This window comes from Cryobacterium sp. N22 (assembly GCF_002929555.1).
Classification (GTDB): Bacteria; Actinomycetota; Actinomycetes; order Actinomycetales; family Microbacteriaceae; genus Cryobacterium.
On record NZ_PJJP01000039.1, the window covers coordinates 430,746 to 447,276 of the forward strand.

Here is a 16,531-nt window from a genome sequence, read left to right on the forward strand (position 1 = left end):
GCCGCGGTGCTGGGTATCGTCACGGTAGTCGCCGCGCGGGTCGGCCTGCGCCCGTCGAAAGGACGCCCATGAGCACCACGCCACCGCCCCTGCAACCGCCGGAGCAGCCGCCGGCGCCTGGCACGCATCCGGCCCTCGTCGCCCTCAACCGAGTTCTCGAGGGCGCCCTGGTGCTGCCCGGCGATCCAGGCTGGGACGACGCCCGCACCCCGTGGAACCTCGCCGTCGACCAGCAGCCCAGCGCCGTCGTGCGGCCTCGCTCGGTGCGGGACCTCAGGCAGGTGATCATCGCCGCCAGGGAGGCCGGCCTGGGAGTGACTGTGCAGCCACGGGGGCACGGCGCCGCGGCCGACCTCGCCGGCCAGATCCTCGTGCGCACCAGCGGATTCGACGAGGTCACCGTGAATGTCGTCGCCCGGTTCGCGCGCGTCGGCGCCGGCGTGCCGTGGGGAACTCTGCTCAACCATCTCGACGGCACCGGCCTGATTGCCCTGGCCGGCACCAACCCCGACGTCAGTGTCACGGGGTACCTGCTCTCCGGCGGGCATTCCTGGTTCAGCCGGTGGAAGGGCCTGGCCGCGCACTCGATTCGCGCCGTCGAGCTGATCGACGCCACCGGGGTGCTGCGCCGCGTCACCAAGGACAGCGACCCCGATCTGCTCTGGGGCCTGCGGGGCGCCGGCGGACTCTTCGGCGTGGTGACCGCCCTGGAGATCGACCTGTACCCGGCGCCCGACCTCTTCGGTGGCAAGATCCTGTTTCCCGCCGAATCGGCCGAGGTGGTCTTCGGAGCCGCGGCGGACATCCTGCTGGACGCTCCGCCGGAGCTGAGCCTGTTCCTGGGCCTGATCAACCTGCCCGACGTGGAGCAGGTGCCCGAACTCCTCCGCGGCCGTAGTTTCACCCAGGTCGATGCGGTTTTCGTGGGGTCGCCAGAGGCCGGCAGCGCCCTGCTCGCACCGTTGCTGTCGATCGCCCCTGTCATCGCCAACCTGTGCCGGCCGTTCTCGATCGGCCAACTGGGCGAGGTGTCGGGCGAACCGCAGGAGCCCTCGGCGACGCTGGACTGGTCCAGGACCGTCGGTGACCTTGACACCGCCACCATCGCGAGCCTCGTCGAGGCCTTCCACACCGCGAGCTACGCCGGCCTGTCCCTGCTGCAGCTGCGGCCGCTGGGCGGGTTGATCGGCGACCCGATGGTCGGCGCCGACGGTGTCGTCGGCCACCTCGACGCCGGCTTCATGCTCTTCGCGGCGGCGATCCTGCCGCCGGGCGCACCCGGTCCGGACGCCGCCGACCGCCATCTGGTGTTCCAACCGCTGGAGGACACCGTGCATGCCGTGGGTGTTCCCCGCATCGTGCCGACGATGCTCGCGGCCGGCCAGGATCTGGGCCTGGCGTTCACGCCGGAGGACCTGCACCGCCTGGCCGGGATCAAGGCACGGGTCGATCCGGAAAACCTTTTCCGCAGCAACCGGCCGCTGCCGGCCTAGCCGTACCGAGCCGAGCTGGGCCGCGCAGCACCGTGCCGGCGGTCGCTCAGGAGGCCTGTTCCGCCTCGCGCACGATGCGCTGGCCGACCACCGCCGACACCCCGTCCTGCCGCATCGAGACGCCGTAGAGCGCATCCGCGATCTCCATGGTGCGCTTCTGGTGGGTGATGACGATGAGCTGGCTGGTGGCCCGCAGATCCTCGAAGATGGTCAGCAGCCGACCCAGGTTCGCGTCGTCCAGCGCGGCCTCGACCTCGTCCATGATGTAGAACGGGCTGGGCCGGGCCTTGAAGATCGCGATGAGCAGGGCCACAGCCGCCAGCGACCGTTCGCCGCCGGAGAGCAGCGAGAGCCGCTCGATCTTCTTACCGGCGGGCTTCACCGACACCTCGATCCCGGTGGTGAGCATGTCCGCGGGGTCGGTGAGCTGGATGCTGCCGCTTCCGCCGGGGAACAGCACCGGGAACACCTCGGCGAAGGCCGCCTGGGTGTCCTCGAAGGCGCTGGCGAATATGGTCCCCATCTTCACGTCGATGTCCTCGATGATGGTCATCAGATCGGCCCGGGTGGTGGTGAGGTCGGTGAGCTGCTCGGTGAGGAACAGGTGGCGTTGTTCCAGGGCCGCGAATTCCTCGAGCGCGAGGGGGTTGATCCGCCCCAGTCGGGCATACTTGCGCTCGGCGGCCGCCAGGCGCGCCCGCTGTTCCTCCCGGTCGTACGGCGTGGCCGATGAGGCGTCGCCGTCGCCGTCGGCGGGCACCGGCTGGTCCGGGCCGTATTCGTCGACGAGGACGTCTTCCACCAGGCCCAGTTCGCTGGCTGCGCGCTCGAGCAGCGCCGACAGCTGCAGTTTCTTCTCGTAGATGGCCAGTTCGAGCCCGTGCACGTTTTCCGTGATGGCCTGCAACCGGCTGCGCAGCTCGCTCTCGGTGCGGCGCAGTGTGCTGAGCTCGTCGTTCTGGCTGGTCCGTTCCGCCTCCGCGACGGCCAGCCGCTGACGCGCCTGGACCACGGCGCCGTCCACCGAGGCGAGCACCGGGGGCAGCGCGTCGGCGACGGCGGAGGCGGCATCCACCTGGCGGCGGCGGAGAACGGCCCGGCGGGCGGCGGCATCGGCCTCGGCCCGGTCTGATTCGAGTTGCCGGGTCAGGGAGAGAACCCGGGCCTGGCCGCCGCGCAGGCGCTCCCTGGCGGTGTCCACCTGCAGACGCGACTCGATCTCGGTTTCCCTGGCACGCTCGAGCTCGGCGTACAGCGTGTCGCGGGCGGTGACGTCGAGGATGGGCCGCGGCGCGGAACGTTTGGTGTCCAGGGCCGCGGCGGCCCTGGTGGCGGCGCTCTCGGCATCGGCGACACCGGCGGAGGCGAGATCGGCCGCGGCCGACAGCCTGTCGAAATCCGCGGTCGCGGCGTCGACCTGCACGGTGAGGCGGTTGCGCCGGTCGGCGCGGGCGGCCTCCCGGGTGCTGTGCTCGCTGAGCCTGGCCTGGGCCGACCTCGCCTGGTCCCTCGCGCCGGCCAGGAGGGTGCGCTGTTCGCCGAGGTCACCGGAGACGGTCGTGATCAGGCTCGTCACCTCGGCCAGTCGGTGTTCGGCCGCGTCACGTTCGGTGACGAGTTCCAGCTTGCTGGGGGCGGCGCCGGACCCGCCGCGCAGCGCGTGGGCGGTGAGCACATCCCCGGCGCGGGTGATGATGGTGACTTCCGAGTCCGGCCCGGATGCGGCCAGGGCATCGGATGCGGCGACGGCGGCGGTCAGATCGTCCACGATCAGGGTGCGCTCGAGAAGCCCGAGCACCCCGGGCGGCGCGTCGACGACGGTGTGCGCGGCGACGACGCCGGGCAGGCCGGAGAGGTCCACCGCCGCAACCGGCCCGTCGGGTCCGCCGTCCTCGGCCCCGGCGAGCACCAGTTCCACCCGGCCCAGGTGCAGCGCGTCCGCGTGCCCGACCGCGGCGACGGCGGCATCCCGGTCGTCGGCGGCCACGGCATCGGCGAGGGAGCCGAGCGCCGCCGCGATGGCGCGCTCGAAGCCGGGCTGCACGCTCATGGCCTCGGCGACCAGACCGCGGATGCCGGCCAGGTTCGCCTCGAGAAGGGCCGAGGAGCCGTCCTTCTGGCCGAGCGCCAGGGTGAGGGCGCCCGTGCGGGCCGCCAGCGCATCCCGCTCCCGTTCCTGGCCGTGCAGGAGCTCGCGGAGCCGTTCGATCTCGGTCTCGGCCTGCGACACCTCGGCCTGGGCGAGTTCCACGACCTCGTCGAGGTCGACATCAGTCGCTGCGTCGTCGGCGTCCTCGTCGAGGTCGGCCAGCTGCTGCCGGGATGCGGCGAGTCGGTCGCGGGCGGAGTCGAGGGCGCCCTGCTGGCGCAGCACCTCCCCGCGCACGGCGGCCAGTCGGGACGCCGCGGTGTCGAACTCGCCGGCGAGCTGGGACACCTGGAGGTCATGGCGCGAGACGAGGGCGGACTGCGCAGCGATCTCCTCGTCGACGGCGTCCAGGTCACGCCGCACCGAGGCCGCAGTGGTGCGCGCCCTGGCCCAGGCGTCCTCGGCCGTGGTGATGCCCGCCCGTAGGCGGTCCACCTCCGCCGCGGCATCCTCGACGCGCTGCGGGGTCACGCTCGACGCCCGTTCGGCGGGTTCGGCCTGAGCGCCCAGCAGGGCGAGCCGTTGGTTGGCGAGGGTGTACAGCCCGCGCAGTCGTTCCTGGGCGGATTCGAGAGCGAACGCGGTGCGCCGGGCGGTGTCGACGGCGTCGCCGACCTGTGCGTCCTCCAGCCGGCGAACCCGCACCTGGTTGTGGTCGAGCTGCTCCTGGATCACCAGGCGTTCGGAGTGCCGTTCGCTTTCGGTGCGGCCGTGGGCGTCCAGGGCGGTGCGCAGCACGATCACGTCGTCCGCGAGCAGCCGCGCCCGCGCGTCCCGCACGGTGGCGGCGATCTGCTGGGCCTGCCTGGCCACCTGGGCCTGCTGGCCGAGCGGCTTGAGTTGCCGGCGGACCTCCGCGGCGAGGTCGCTGAGCCTGGTGAGGTTGGTCTGCATCGCCTCGAGCTTGCGCACGGTCTTTTCCTTGCGGCGACGGTGTTTGAGGATTCCCGCGGCCTCCTCGATGAACCCGCGGCGTTCCTCCGGGCTGGCGCGCAGCACGGCATCCAGCTGGCCCTGACCGACGATGACGTGCATCTCCCGGCCGAGACCGGAGTCGCTGAGCAGTTCCTGCACGTCGAGCAGCCGGCAGGTGCGGCCGTTGATGGCGTACTCACTGCCTCCGTTGCGGAACAGGGTGCGCGCGATGGTCACCTCGGCGTACTCGATGGGCAACGCCCCGTCGCTGTTGTCGATCGACAGGATCACCTCGGCGCGGCCGAGCGGCCCCCTGGTGGAGGTGCCGGCGAAGATGACGTCCTCCATCTTGCCGCCGCGGAGCGTCTTCACGCCCTGCTCGCCCATTACCCAGGCGAGGGCGTCGACAACGTTGGACTTACCGGAGCCGTTGGGACCCACGACGCAGGTGACCCCGGGTTCGAACGCGAACGTCGTCGACTGCGCGAACGACTTGAAACCCTTGAGGGTGAGGCTCTTCAGGTACAACCCGGCCGTCCTTCCCGCATCAGTGTCTTGGCTCAGTCCACGGTACCGGACCACCGCTCGTTTACTGGGATCGGCCCGCCCCGAGATCCTCCGGGCGTCTGTCGCTTCCGCGGCGCCGGGTCTAGGCTCAGCGGACATGGAGAGTCGGTCGTTCGGCATCGATGAATTGAGCATTCCGGCGGCGCCCGGCGGGCCGGGCTGGCCGGAGTTCGTCGCCGCCGTCGACGTGCGCAACCGGGTGGAGGCGCACGCGTACGGCACCGGTGAGCTGGCCCAGTCGGCCGAGGAGCTGCTCCCGGGCTACCTCACCCCCGAGCATTCCCCTCGGCGGATGTTCGTGGCGCGCGTCGCTGGGGCGATCGTGGGCCGCGCCGCCTACGAAACGCAAGCGGACCCGTCGTCGGAGTTCGCCTGGTTCACGGTCGAGGTCCTGCCCGAATGGCGGGGCCGGGGCATCGGCACCGCGCTATCGGATGTCCTGGAGACCCTGGCCGCCACCGAGCACCGCAGCAGCAGGGTGGTCTATGCCGTCTCACCGCCCAGCCCCGGCGAACGCCTCGCCGCGCCCACGGGTTTCGGCTCGGTGCCCCTGGCCAACCCCGAGGTGCGTTTTCTGCTGCACAGGGGGTACCGGCTCGAGCAGGTGGAACGCGGTAGCCGACTGCAGCTGCCGGTGGATCCGGCCTCTCTCACCCGGCAGCTCGCCACCGCGGCGGCCCGGGCCGGCGAGGATTACACTGTGTTGTCCTGGACCGGGCGCACCCCGGACCGCTGGCTCGAGGACATCGCCCTGCTGTACACCCGTATGTCGACGGATGCCCCGACGGCGGGTCTGGAGGAGCCCGAGGACATCTGGAGCGTGGAACGGCTGCGCAGCGAACAGGACGCGTACGAGTCAGGCCCGGGCCGGGCGCTGGTGACCGCTGCCCTGCACCTGCCCAGCGGTCGCCTGGCCGGTTTCACGGAGCTGTCGGTGCCCAGCGACCCCAGCCGCGCCGTGACGCAGGAGGACACGCTGGTGCTTCGGGAGCACCGCGGACACCGGCTCGGCATGCTCATGAAGCTGGCCAATCTGCAGAGCCTGGCCAGCGAGTATCCCCGGCACCCGGCGGTGACCACCTTCAACGCCGAGGAGAACCGCTACATGCTCGACGTGAACGAGGCCCTCGGCTTCGTGCCGATGGGCTACGAGGGTGCCTGGCGGAAGGTCAGCGCAGCCGCTGACAGCGCGGACAGTAGTGCGACGAGCGGTTCATGAATTTGACGCGCACGAGGTCGGTGCCGCAGCGGGGGCAGGGCTTCCCGTGTTGACCGTAGGCATTGAGGCTGTGCGCGAAGTAGCCGGACTGGCCGTTGACGTTCACGTACTGGGCGTCGAAGCTGGTGCCGCCCTCGGCCAGCGCCCGCAACAGAATCGCACGAACGGCGGTGAGGAGGCGACGGGCGCTCGCCGCGGACAGCGACGCCGCCGGCTGGTCGAAGTGCACCCGGGCGTCGAAGAGGGCCTCGTCGGCATAGATGTTGCCGATCCCGCTGACCACCTGCTGGTCGAGCAGCACCCGTTTGATGCCCGACCTGGTGCGGGCCAGCGCGGTGTAGAAGGCCGGGGCGGAGAACGCCGGGTCGAGCGGGTCCCGGCCGATGTGCGCCACCTGGCTGGGGATGAGGCCAGACCAGTCCGGGAGCGCATCCGCCGTGCCCGCAGCCGGCCGGCCTGGGGCCATGCCGGGCCCGGCGTACCCGGCCGACCGGCCGTCGTCGGTGGCCTGCATCCTGTCGACGGCCATGCTGCCGAAGATGCGCTGGTCCACGAAGTGCAGGGCCAGTTCGCCGTGCTCGGGGTGCTGCAGGGTCAGGCGGATGCGCAGCAGCTTTTCCGGGGTCTCGCCCGGGGTGCGCAACAGCACCTGTCCGCTCATCCCGAGGTGAGCGACGATGGCCCGGCGCGCGCCCGAACCGGGTGCCTCCCCCGGTGCTACCGCCAGGGGGAACCAGAGGAACTTGCCCCGTCGCACGGCGGCCTCGATCCGGGTGCCGGTCACGAGCGCCTCGAAGTCACCGAGCGACCTGTCGTGGCGACGCAGGGACCGTTCGTCGAAGATCTCGACGCCCGTCACGAGGGCTCCGGACACCGCGGGTTCCAGACCCGCCCGAACGACCTCGACCTCGGGAAGCTCAGGCACGGTTCAGCGGCGCAGGGCCCGCAGGCGGGTCCACGCCTCGAGGGCCGCGGCCATCTCGGCGTGCTTCTTGCTGGTTCCCTCGCCAGTGGCCGTCACAGCGGTGCCGACGTTCACCGTGGCGATGAAGACCTTCGAGTGGTCCGGTCCGCTCTCGGCGACGGTGTACACCGGGACTCCGGCTCCCAGCCGGGCGGCGGCCTCCTGCAGGCTGGTCTTGGGGTCCATCGAGATACCGAAGTGGCCCGGGTCCGCCAGCATGGGCTGCAACAGCCGCATCACGAAACGCGTCGCGGCGTCCACGCCGGTGTCGAGGTAGACGGCGCCGATGAGGGCCTCGACGGTGTCCGCCAGGATCGACGACTTGTCGCGGCCACCGGTGAGGGTCTCCCCACGTCCGAGGCGCACAAAACGGCCCAGCCCGATACCGCGGGCGACTTCGGACAGGGCGGCCGTGGACACCAGGCTGGCCCGGCGCTTGGCGAGGTCACCCTCAGGCAGCAGCGGGTAGTCGCGGTACAGCATCACGGTCACCGCCTGGCCCAGAATCGAGTCGCCCAGAAATTCCAGGCGTTCGTTCGTGGGCAGGCCACCGTTCTCGTACGCGAACGAGCGGTGCGTCAACGCGAGTTCGAGAAGACCGGCGTCGACCTGCACGCCGAGGATCTCCTGCAGGGCCACCATCGGATTCTCCGGCGACCCCGCCTGTGCCCGGGCAGCAGAAACTCCTGCAGCAGAGACCGCTGCAGGAGTATCTGTTCCGGGATTTGCGTCAGAACCTGACACGGTTGCGCACCACCCCTTGGTTGAAGCTCTGACTAAACGTCAGCGACCTTACGGCCCTTGTACTCCATGAAGAGTGCGGTGCCGGCGGCGTCCGTGACGACCTTCGCGCGGTGCGGGAGGCTGTAGACGACCTTGCCGTTTTCCATGGTCTTCACCAGGGTGGGGGCTTCGGCCTTCCAGCAGGAACGGCGTGAGCGGGTGTTGGAGCGTGATTGCTTGCGCTTCGGGACTGCCATGACTACTTCTCTTCTCTATCCGGTACAGCCTGGATGTCGTCATCCATGCTGATGCTTTCGGAAGCTTGGAATTCCAATAGTGCGGACCAGCGGGGATCCTGCACGTCACTCGGTTCGAGTTCAGGGGAAGTGGCACGCCGTTCCCCGGTCTCTGGGTCGAGACCCGGGCAATCCCGCCGGCAAACCGGCTGGAACGGCAGTGACAACACCACTGCATCCCTGATTAGTGGTTCAAGATCCACGTGGTCATCTTGAACCGCACACTCATAAGCTTCGTCTAGATCGTACGCGAAAAGCTCCACAAAATGAACTCGGACAGGCAATTCGATGTCAATCAGGCATCTTCCGCACTCTCCGGCGGCTTTTCCGGTGACATCGGCGGTCACCAGGATGCCCTCGTGGATGCATTCCAGACGCAGATCGGCCTCGAGGGTGGAGCCGGCTTTCACGGCAACGAGCGCTTCACCGAGGTCGTCGGGTACGACGATGTCGATGTTGCGCTCGTACATCGTTCCCGGGCGGTTGATGACGTCGCGGACGTCAACCTTGTACGGGGTCTTCTTGAACTTGATCACAAGAGAAAATTCTACGCGCCCCCGGGAGTGCCGGCGGCCAGGCCCATCCGGCGCAGCGCCGTCGAGGTCAGCGATGCCGGGAAGACCAGCGCCCTGGCCCGTTGAACGGCCCGGGAACCGTGCCGCAGGGCGTGCATGACGACATCGAGATCGTTCAGGAGCCCGGCGCCCCGGTCCACCACCGCACCCTCCCGGCGTGCGTAGTGGGTCTGTTCCGTGGCAACCAGCAGCCGCTCGAGCGCCTCCCGCACCCGGGGAGTGTCGCCGACACCGGGCCTGTCCCGGATGCTGTCGGCCAGCTCCCGCGCGGTAAGGGTGTCATAGACCTCCAGCCCGTGATCCACCGCGGTGTCGGTCAGCTCGCGCCAGGCGAGCACCGCGCCGGCCCGATTCGCCGCCAGGAGCCGCCGCCGCCGCCGCCGCCGGGCCAGGCGAAAAGCGCCGGGGGCGAGCAGGAGAAGCAGAACGCCCAACGCCACCAGCCCGATCCTGGCGAGGGTTCCTGGCAGTTCATCCTCTTCGGCCGCCAGGCTGTCCGCGGGACCGCTCTGGAGTCCAGGGTTGTCGTTGGGCTGCGGCACAACCGACGGAGCCTCGCCCGCTTCCGGCGCACCGGACGCCGTGGAGCTCTCGGGCGCGGCGTAGTCAGGGACCGAACCCCGACCCGGTGTCGGTTCGAACGGCACCCAACCGACCCCGACGAAGTAGAGCTCGGGCCAGGTGTGCAGATCGTGCGAGTCCACGTTGTACTGGTTCAGGCCGTCGACGACTGTATTCGTGCGGGTGCCGGGGAGATACCCCAGTGCGAGCCGGGCCGGGATGCCCAGGCTGCGGGACATCAGGGCCATCGCCGAGGCGAAGTGCACACAATATCCGCTCTTGACCTCGAGGAACGTGGCGATGACATCCGCTCCCCCGCCGTCGTAGCCCTCCTCGACCGGCGCCTCGGTGTCGTACCTGAACTCGCTTCCGCGCAGGTAATCCTGGATGGCCACGGCGGCGTCGTAGTTCGACGGGGTGCCCTGGCTGACGATTCGCGCGGTTTCGCCGATGATCTCCGGCGTTCCCATCGGCAGGAACAGGCTCGGCTCGATCGCCACGGGGTACCGGCCGCCGGACTCTCGGAGCTGTTCCCTGGTGGGCTGCAGTTCGAGGGATGTCACCACGTAGTCCTGCCCGCTGGTCGTGCTGTCGGTGCTCGAGATGTCCCGGGTGTCTTCGGACCAGTACCAGTCCCCGGTGAGCCCGTCCACGCTCGTGGCCGGTACCGGGACCGGCAACATGTCGGTGCGGACCCCGTCGATCTCGATGAGCGTGCTGACCTCGGTCCTGGCCACCCGTTCGGAGAGCCCCGGCGGGCTCGCGATCGCGTCGACGGTCAGGTCTTCGTCGACCTCGATGGGTCTGGGCAGCCAGCTGGTGCCCTTGATGTCATCGTAGGTGCGCAGCGCGAGGTACGGCTGCTCGATGGCCGTCGTGCGGTAGTGCAGCGCGGGACCGGCCGTGGGTCTGCGCAGGTCCTGGCCGAGCTCGATCAGCTGGCTGACCCCGGAGCCGAACAGCGCGCTGCTGGACCCCGAGCCGAAGGCTCCGCCGGAGATCACCGGTGCCGACAGGCTGAAGACCAGGGAACCGACAATGCCGATGGCACCGATGACGATGGCGCCGCGCACGGCCCCCGTCGCACCCGTGATCCCCGTTCCCCGCCCGCCCGCCTGCCGGTTGACCCGCATTCCCCGCAGGTGCACATCGATGCGCAGGAGGAGCAGATAGGCGGCGGCTGTCGCAACGAGGGCGACCCAGTCCGCACCGGCGGACACCACAAAACCGGGTACCGCAACGGGCACCAGGGCCGGGATCCCGGCCAGCGCGGGCCGGCCCAGGCCGATCGCGAGAACGTCCATCAGGATGGCCAACAGGCCCACCCCCACGGCCAGCAGGAACAGGATGCCGTCCAGCACCTGGGCCGGAGTGCCCTGCGTCTGAATGGAGCGCACACCACTGGTGGCCAGGTCGGTGAATCGCGTGACTGTTTCCCCGGTGGGAACCAGCCAGAGCAGTCCGGTGCCGCCGCCGAAGAACAGCGTGAGCAGCACGATGAGCCCACCCATTGACAGCAGGGGCACGACCGCACGGTGCACCCCCGCCCGACGCAACCCCGCCGAACCGACGAGCACGACGCTCGCCACGATCAACAGCACCAACCACCACGACGACCCCGCCAGCACCACGCCCAGGGCTGCGCATCCGGTCATCAGCAGCACCAGCAGCGCCAGGGTGAGCGGCCAGCGCACGACGTCAGTCCTGGTCATCGTGTTGCCGCCTTGTCCTGGCCGGCCTGAGCCCACGCCGCCGCGACCGGTGTCGCGGCGTCCACCGGCACGCACTGCCAGCCGGCCTCGATCAGGCGTTCGATCGAGTCGGCGCTCATCGTGTCGAACACGAACGCGACGGCGGGCTGGCAGAGGCCGCGCATGGCCACCAGGTCTCTCGTGTCGGCGGGGCCGACATCGACGAGAACCGCGAAGGACGGAACCTGGCGGCCCAGAGCCGCAGCCGGCCGGCGGCCGGGGTGGAGCGCATCATCATCGTTCGCGGTGCGGGCAACCCGATCGCGTTGGACCACGATCGCCAGTGCGTCGACCAGTCCGAGCACCCCTTCCGGCCCCGTGAACGAGGCCGGGTCGTCCCCGCGCAGGCCACCTCGCCGCCCGTCGTCCGGATCGTGCGGAACCCGGGGGTCCCCCGCCAGGGGCCGCACGGGGATGAGTTGGCACGGGCCGAGCTCCACCACATCAAGCCTGAACCCGCCCTCGAGCAGATGCACGGCCACCGACGCGGCCAACTCCATGGCCAGCTCGAACTCGGCGTCGTGCCCGCGGTCGGCGCCCCGCCCGCCGCGGGTGGTGTCGAGGATGATGCGCGCTTCGGGATGGCTGCGTTGCTCCTCCTGCCGCACCATGATCTCGCCATGCCGGGCGGTCGCCGGCCAGTTGACCCTGCGCATCGGGTCTCCCGGCCGGTACTCCCGGGCGATCAACTCATCGGAGTCGTTGTTCAGGTGCCGGACGCGTTCGTGGCGGGAGCCCTCACCCGTGGTGATCGACACACCGTTGCCCGGCAGCGACGTGACCCTGGGCGTCACGGTCAGATCGTGCGGCGCGCCCACGGGCCATTCGCTGTAGGCGAGTCCGAAGGGGTCCGTCCGGCCGAGCATCAGCGGGCCGACCGGGTACACACCCCGCCGGGAGGGTCGCAGCTGATAGCTCACCACCACGGTGTCTGCGGCTCCTGAGCGCCCGGAGCGTGCCGGAGCGAGGGCCCGCAGCGGCTGGCTCGGTGGCACGGTGACGCCCCTGACAGCCGTGTCGCGCCAGCGCAGGCCGAGAAGGGGGGTGGGGACGAGATTGCGGATCTGGATCGTCACGGCGGCACTGGACCCCGCTGACACCGTGCCGGGTCTGAACGTGCGGGTGACGGACACGCGCAGCGGATGCACCAGGACGAAGCCGAGGGCCAGGGTCGGAACCAGGAGCAGCACTCCGGCCACGAACAGGAGGTCCCGTTCTTCGTAGGCCCAGGCGAGCGCGAAGAGCACCGCCCCGGCGCCCAGGAAGACGGCCCCGCGCACGGTGGGGCGCACCCGACGGCGGGCCCGGCCGCGTGCCCTGGACAGGTCGATCCGGGTCATGCTCATCTGCGTCACGTCCAACTGCGCTTGCATCCCATGATGACTACGATGTGTGCCGCCCGCTACAGGCGGCCCTGCGACCCCGTCGGCACGGGCGTGGCCGCAAGGATTCGCCTGACCGTCTCCTCGATGAGCAGGGCGCTGTCCTGGGATCGATGGCCCAGTGCCCGGGTGGTGGGCACCAAACGGTGGCCGAGCACGGCGACGGCGAGCGAGTCGATGTCGTCGGGAAGCACATACTCCCTGCCGTGCAGCGCCGCCTGCGCCTTCGCCGCCCTGATGAGTTGCAGCGTCGCCCGTGGGCTCGCGCCCAAACGCAGGTCGCGGTCGTCACGGGTAGCCCGCACCACGGCGACCGCGTATTCCTTGACCGCCCCCGAGGCGAACACGCTGCGTGCGGCCGACATCATGCCGCGCAGTTGAGCGCCGGTGACCACGGCGTCGATCCGGGCCAGCGGGCTGGTCAGGTCCCGGGAATCGAGCATCGACAGCTCGGACGCCGGGTCGGGGTATCCCATCGAGATGCGCGCCATGAACCTGTCGCGCTGGGCCTCGGGGAGGGCGTAGGTGCCCTCCATCTCGATCGGGTTCTGGGTGGCGACGACGGCGAACGGGCGGGCCAGCGGATAGCTGTGGCCGTCGACGGTGACCTGGCGTTCCTCCATGCACTCGAGCAGCGCCGATTGGGTCTTGGGACTCGCCCGGTTGATCTCGTCACCGATCACGATGTTCGCGAAGATGGCGCCGGGCTTGAACTCGAACCGCCGCTCGGCCTGGTTGTAGATCGAGACCCCGGTCACATCCGAGGGCAGCAGGTCGGGCGTGAACTGGATGCGGCTGACGCTGCAGTCCACGGACTTGGCCAGCGCCTTGGCGAGCATGGTCTTGCCCACCCCTGGCACGTCCTCGATGAGGAGATGCCCTTCGGCGAGCAAAACCGTGAGCGCGATCTGCACCGCGGAGTGCTTGCCGTCGATGACGGACTCGACGTTGCGCATGATCGCGAGGGCGGCTCCCTGCACGTCGGCTAGAGCCACGTCGGTTTCTCCGTCCACATCGATGGCGCTGCGGGAGGCCATGCCGACCGTCGACGTGCCGGCCACGGCCGACTCCGAGACCCAGCGTCCCGGAAACGCGTTCATGCGAGCGGTCGATTCAGGAAGGCCGCGACGGCGGGCGGCACGTACGGGGCGATGTCACCGCCGAGGGCGGCGACCTGACGCACCAGGGAGCTGGACACGTGGGCGTGCGCGGGGTCCGGCAGCATGAAGATGGTTTCCACTCCCGCGAGGTTGCGGTTCACGATGGCCATCGGGGTCTCGTAGGCCACGTCGATCTGAGAGCGGATGCCCTTGACCAGCACGCTGGCGCCCACGTCGACGCAGTAGTCGACGAGCAGGCCCATGCTCCAGGAGCTGACGATGATGTTGCCCGGCAGTTCGGCCTCGATGATCGCCCGCTCGATGAGGGACACCCGCTGGGTGATGGGCAGCAGCGCCGATTTGCCCGGGTTGTGCACCACGAGAACGTGCAGCTCGTCGTACAGTCCCGCCGCTCGGTGGATCACATCGAGATGCCCCAGTGTGACGGGGTCGAATGAACCAGGTACGACGGCGATCCTGCGCATACGGTTCACCCTAGCGCCAGCTTGCAGTGCCCGCTGCCCGGTCCGGACGGATTTCCCAGACGTTAAGACACCGGCGATGACACGTTCAGCCTTTCGAGAGCGCGGCGCGTTCCGAGTCGTCGAGACGTCGGCGCACGGCCGCCCGCAACGCCGGCATGGTGCGGATCTCCGGGTCGCCCCCGATGAGTTCGCGGGCCGCGGTCCTGGCGTCCGCGATGATGTCGCCGTCGGTCGCCACGCGGAGCAGGCGCAGCGACGACTGGCCGCCGGACTGGAATCGACCGAGCACATCGCCCTCCTGCCGTTGCTCGAGGTCGACCTGCGCCAGGACGAAACCGTCGAGGGTGTTCGCGACGGCCTCGATGCGGTCCCGCGCCGGAGACCCCGCCGGCGCCGCCGTCACCAGCAGGCACAGCCCGGGCACGCCGCCGCGGCCCACCCGGCCACGCAACTGGTGCAGCTGGGACACGCCGAAGCGGTGGGCATCCATCACGACCATCACAGAGGCGTTGGGCACGTCGACGCCGACCTCGATGACGGTGGTGGCCACGAGCACCTGGATGTCACCGGCCGCGAAGGCCTGCATGGTGGCGTCTTTCTCGTCGGCGCTCATGGCGCCGTGCAGCGGTTCGATCCGGGCGCTGCGCAGCAGCGGATGCCGGTGGAGTTCGGCGGTGAGCTCCTCGACGGTGGTCATCGGGGTGGCGTCGAAGTCGATCTCGTCGCCCTGCTCAAGCTTCTTCGGTGCGATCGCCGGGCACACCACGAAGCACTGGCGGCCGAGCGCGAGTTCCTCGGACACCCGCTGCCAGACCCGCACCACCCAGGCCGGTTTTTCGTCGAGGGGCACCACAAAACTCTCGATGCCCGGGCGCCCCGACGGGAGCATGGCGATGGTGCTCACGTCGAGGTCGCCGAACACCGTCATCGCGATGGTGCGCGGAATGGGCGTGGCCGTGAGCACCAGAACGTGCGGGGGCAGCTCCGCCTTCTGGCGCAGGGCCTCGCGCTGGTCGACGCCGAAGCGGTGCTGCTCGTCGATGACGACCAGGCCGAGGTCGAAGAATCCGACGGTGTCGCTGAGCAGGGCGTGGGTGCCGATCACGATGCGCGCCTGGCCGGACACCGTGCGCAGCAGGGCCTTGCGCCGCTCGGCGACGGGGAGCTGGCCGGTGAGCAGGGTGGGCATCATTTCGGCGGTGAGGTCCGGGCCCAGGATGCGGGCGATCGAGCGCAGGTGTTGCCCGGCCAACACCTCGGTGGGGGCCAACAGCGCCGCCTGGCCGCCGGAATCGGCCACCGCGAGCATGGCGCGCAGGGCGACCACGGTTTTGCCGGAGCCGACCTCGCCCTGCACGAGCCGGTTCATCGGGGCGGTCAGGGCGATGTCCCGCAGAATCTCGGCGCCGGTGATCTCCTGGTCGACGGTGAGGGCGAAGGGCAGCGTCGCGTCGAACCGTTCCAGGTAGCCGCCGGGGACCGGCTGCCGCGACCGGGTGCGCAGGGCCCGGTGCTCGGTGTGCTGCTGCACCAGCACGCACTGCAGCACGAAGGCCTCGGTGAAGCGCAGCGTGGTCCTGGCCGCGTTCCACTCCTCGTCGGTGACGGGGCGGTGGATGAGGGTGAGCGCGTCGCGGTGCCTGAGCAGGGACCGCTCCAGGCGCATCTGTTCCGGGATCGGGTCGTCGACGGGGCCGAGCTGCCCCAGCACGTCGACGATGATCTTCGCGATCTGCCAGCTGGTCATGGCCGCGGTGGCCGGATAGATGGGGATGGGCCGCTGCCCCCAGAGCCGGGCCTCCGCCGCATCAGCCGGCGAGATCGTGGCATCCATGGGTTCGTCACTGCCGGGCACGATCTGGTAATCGGGCTGAGCGAGCTGGCGGGCCTTGTTGAAGACCGTGACCTTGCCGGAGAACATCCCGCGCATACCCGGTCGCAGGGTCTTGATCAGCCACGGCTTGTTGAAGAAGGTGAGCGGGAGCATCCCGTGGCCGTCGGAGATCACCACCTTGGTGCGGTGCAAAGCCTTCTTGCCCGGCTGCGCGCGGCCGTAATCCTGAACAGTCACCGAGATCACCTCGGCCAGCACCGTGACGGCTTCGTCGAGGGGCAGTTCGGCCAGCGTCGTGAGCTCGCCGCGCCGGGCGTAGCGCCGCGGGTAGTGACTGAGCAGGTCGCCCACCGTGGCCATGCCGAAGGCCTTGGCCAGCACGGTGGCCGGGCCCGCGGCCAGCACGAGGCGCAGCGGGGAGTCCAGCCCCAGTGGGGCGGGGTCGTCGAAGGGGTCGCGCGGGGTGGCGTCGGCATCCGAACCGGTCATACTCCGATGCTAAACGTCCCCACCGACG

General features: G+C 70.0%; 12 protein-coding genes. 2 read left to right on the plus strand and 10 right to left on the minus strand.

The genetic code is table 11. The features are described 5' to 3' along the window. Positions 1-68: 68 nt before the first annotated feature. Positions 69-1,493, plus strand: a complete 1,425-nt coding sequence (locus tag CXY76_RS17470; protein WP_104166749.1) for an FAD-binding oxidoreductase — start codon at positions 69-71, stop codon at positions 1,491-1,493. A gap of 46 nt (positions 1,494-1,539) precedes the next feature. On the opposite strand, the gene smc is transcribed toward CXY76_RS17470, so the two are convergent. Beyond that, positions 1,540-5,085: a chromosome segregation protein SMC gene (gene smc, locus CXY76_RS17475; protein ID WP_104166751.1), complete on the minus strand. Its 3,546-nt coding sequence runs from the start codon at positions 5,083-5,085 to the stop codon at positions 1,540-1,542. A gap of 136 nt (positions 5,086-5,221) precedes the next feature. Here smc and CXY76_RS17480 point away from each other — a divergent pair, with 136 nt between their 5' ends. Then, positions 5,222-6,343, plus strand: coding sequence for a GNAT family N-acetyltransferase (locus CXY76_RS17480; protein WP_104166753.1), 1,122 nt, complete (start codon positions 5,222-5,224; stop codon positions 6,341-6,343). Here the strand turns inward: CXY76_RS17480 and mutM are convergent. The 9 genes from mutM to CXY76_RS17525 all read right to left on the minus strand — a co-directional run bounded on the left by mutM (position 6,294) and on the right by CXY76_RS17525 (position 16,503). Next, positions 6,294-7,268 carry a bifunctional DNA-formamidopyrimidine glycosylase/DNA-(apurinic or apyrimidinic site) lyase gene (mutM, locus tag CXY76_RS17485; RefSeq protein ID WP_104166755.1) on the minus strand — a complete coding sequence of 325 codons (975 nt, stop codon included), beginning with the start codon at positions 7,266-7,268 and terminating at the stop codon, positions 6,294-6,296. The genes CXY76_RS17480 and mutM overlap by 50 nt on opposite strands. Positions 7,269-7,271: 3 nt before the next feature. After that, the gene (gene rnc / locus CXY76_RS17490; protein ID WP_104166757.1) at positions 7,272-7,949 is read right to left on the minus strand and encodes a ribonuclease III; all 678 of its coding nucleotides are present in this window, start codon (positions 7,947-7,949) and stop codon (positions 7,272-7,274) included. Between the two features lie 134 nt (positions 7,950-8,083). After that, on the minus strand, positions 8,084-8,287 hold the full coding sequence (rpmF, locus tag CXY76_RS17495; RefSeq protein WP_066596228.1) for a 50S ribosomal protein L32: 204 nt from the start codon (positions 8,285-8,287) through the stop codon (positions 8,084-8,086). A 2-nt stretch (positions 8,288-8,289) separates the two neighbouring features. Continuing rightward, positions 8,290-8,862, minus strand: a complete 573-nt coding sequence (locus CXY76_RS17500; protein ID WP_369826175.1) for a DUF177 domain-containing protein — start codon at positions 8,860-8,862, stop codon at positions 8,290-8,292. Between the two features lie 11 nt (positions 8,863-8,873). Further along, positions 8,874-11,174, minus strand: coding sequence for a DUF3488 and transglutaminase-like domain-containing protein (locus CXY76_RS17505; protein WP_104166759.1), 2,301 nt, complete (start codon positions 11,172-11,174; stop codon positions 8,874-8,876). After that, positions 11,171-12,586: a DUF58 domain-containing protein gene (locus tag CXY76_RS17510; RefSeq protein ID WP_104166761.1), complete on the minus strand. Its 1,416-nt coding sequence runs from the start codon at positions 12,584-12,586 to the stop codon at positions 11,171-11,173. Before CXY76_RS17510 ends, CXY76_RS17505 begins: the two co-directional genes overlap by 4 nt. A gap of 29 nt (positions 12,587-12,615) precedes the next feature. Beyond that, positions 12,616-13,551 (minus strand): MoxR family ATPase, encoded by a 936-nt coding sequence (locus CXY76_RS17515; protein WP_233200072.1) that lies wholly within the window; start codon positions 13,549-13,551, stop codon positions 12,616-12,618. A 140-nt stretch (positions 13,552-13,691) separates the two neighbouring features. Continuing rightward, on the minus strand, positions 13,692-14,180 hold the full coding sequence (gene coaD / locus CXY76_RS17520; protein ID WP_104166765.1) for a pantetheine-phosphate adenylyltransferase: 489 nt from the start codon (positions 14,178-14,180) through the stop codon (positions 13,692-13,694). 85 nt (positions 14,181-14,265) lie between these two features. Next, positions 14,266-16,503 (minus strand): ATP-dependent DNA helicase RecG, encoded by a 2,238-nt coding sequence (locus CXY76_RS17525; protein WP_104166767.1) that lies wholly within the window; start codon positions 16,501-16,503, stop codon positions 14,266-14,268. Positions 16,504-16,531 lie beyond the last annotated feature (28 nt).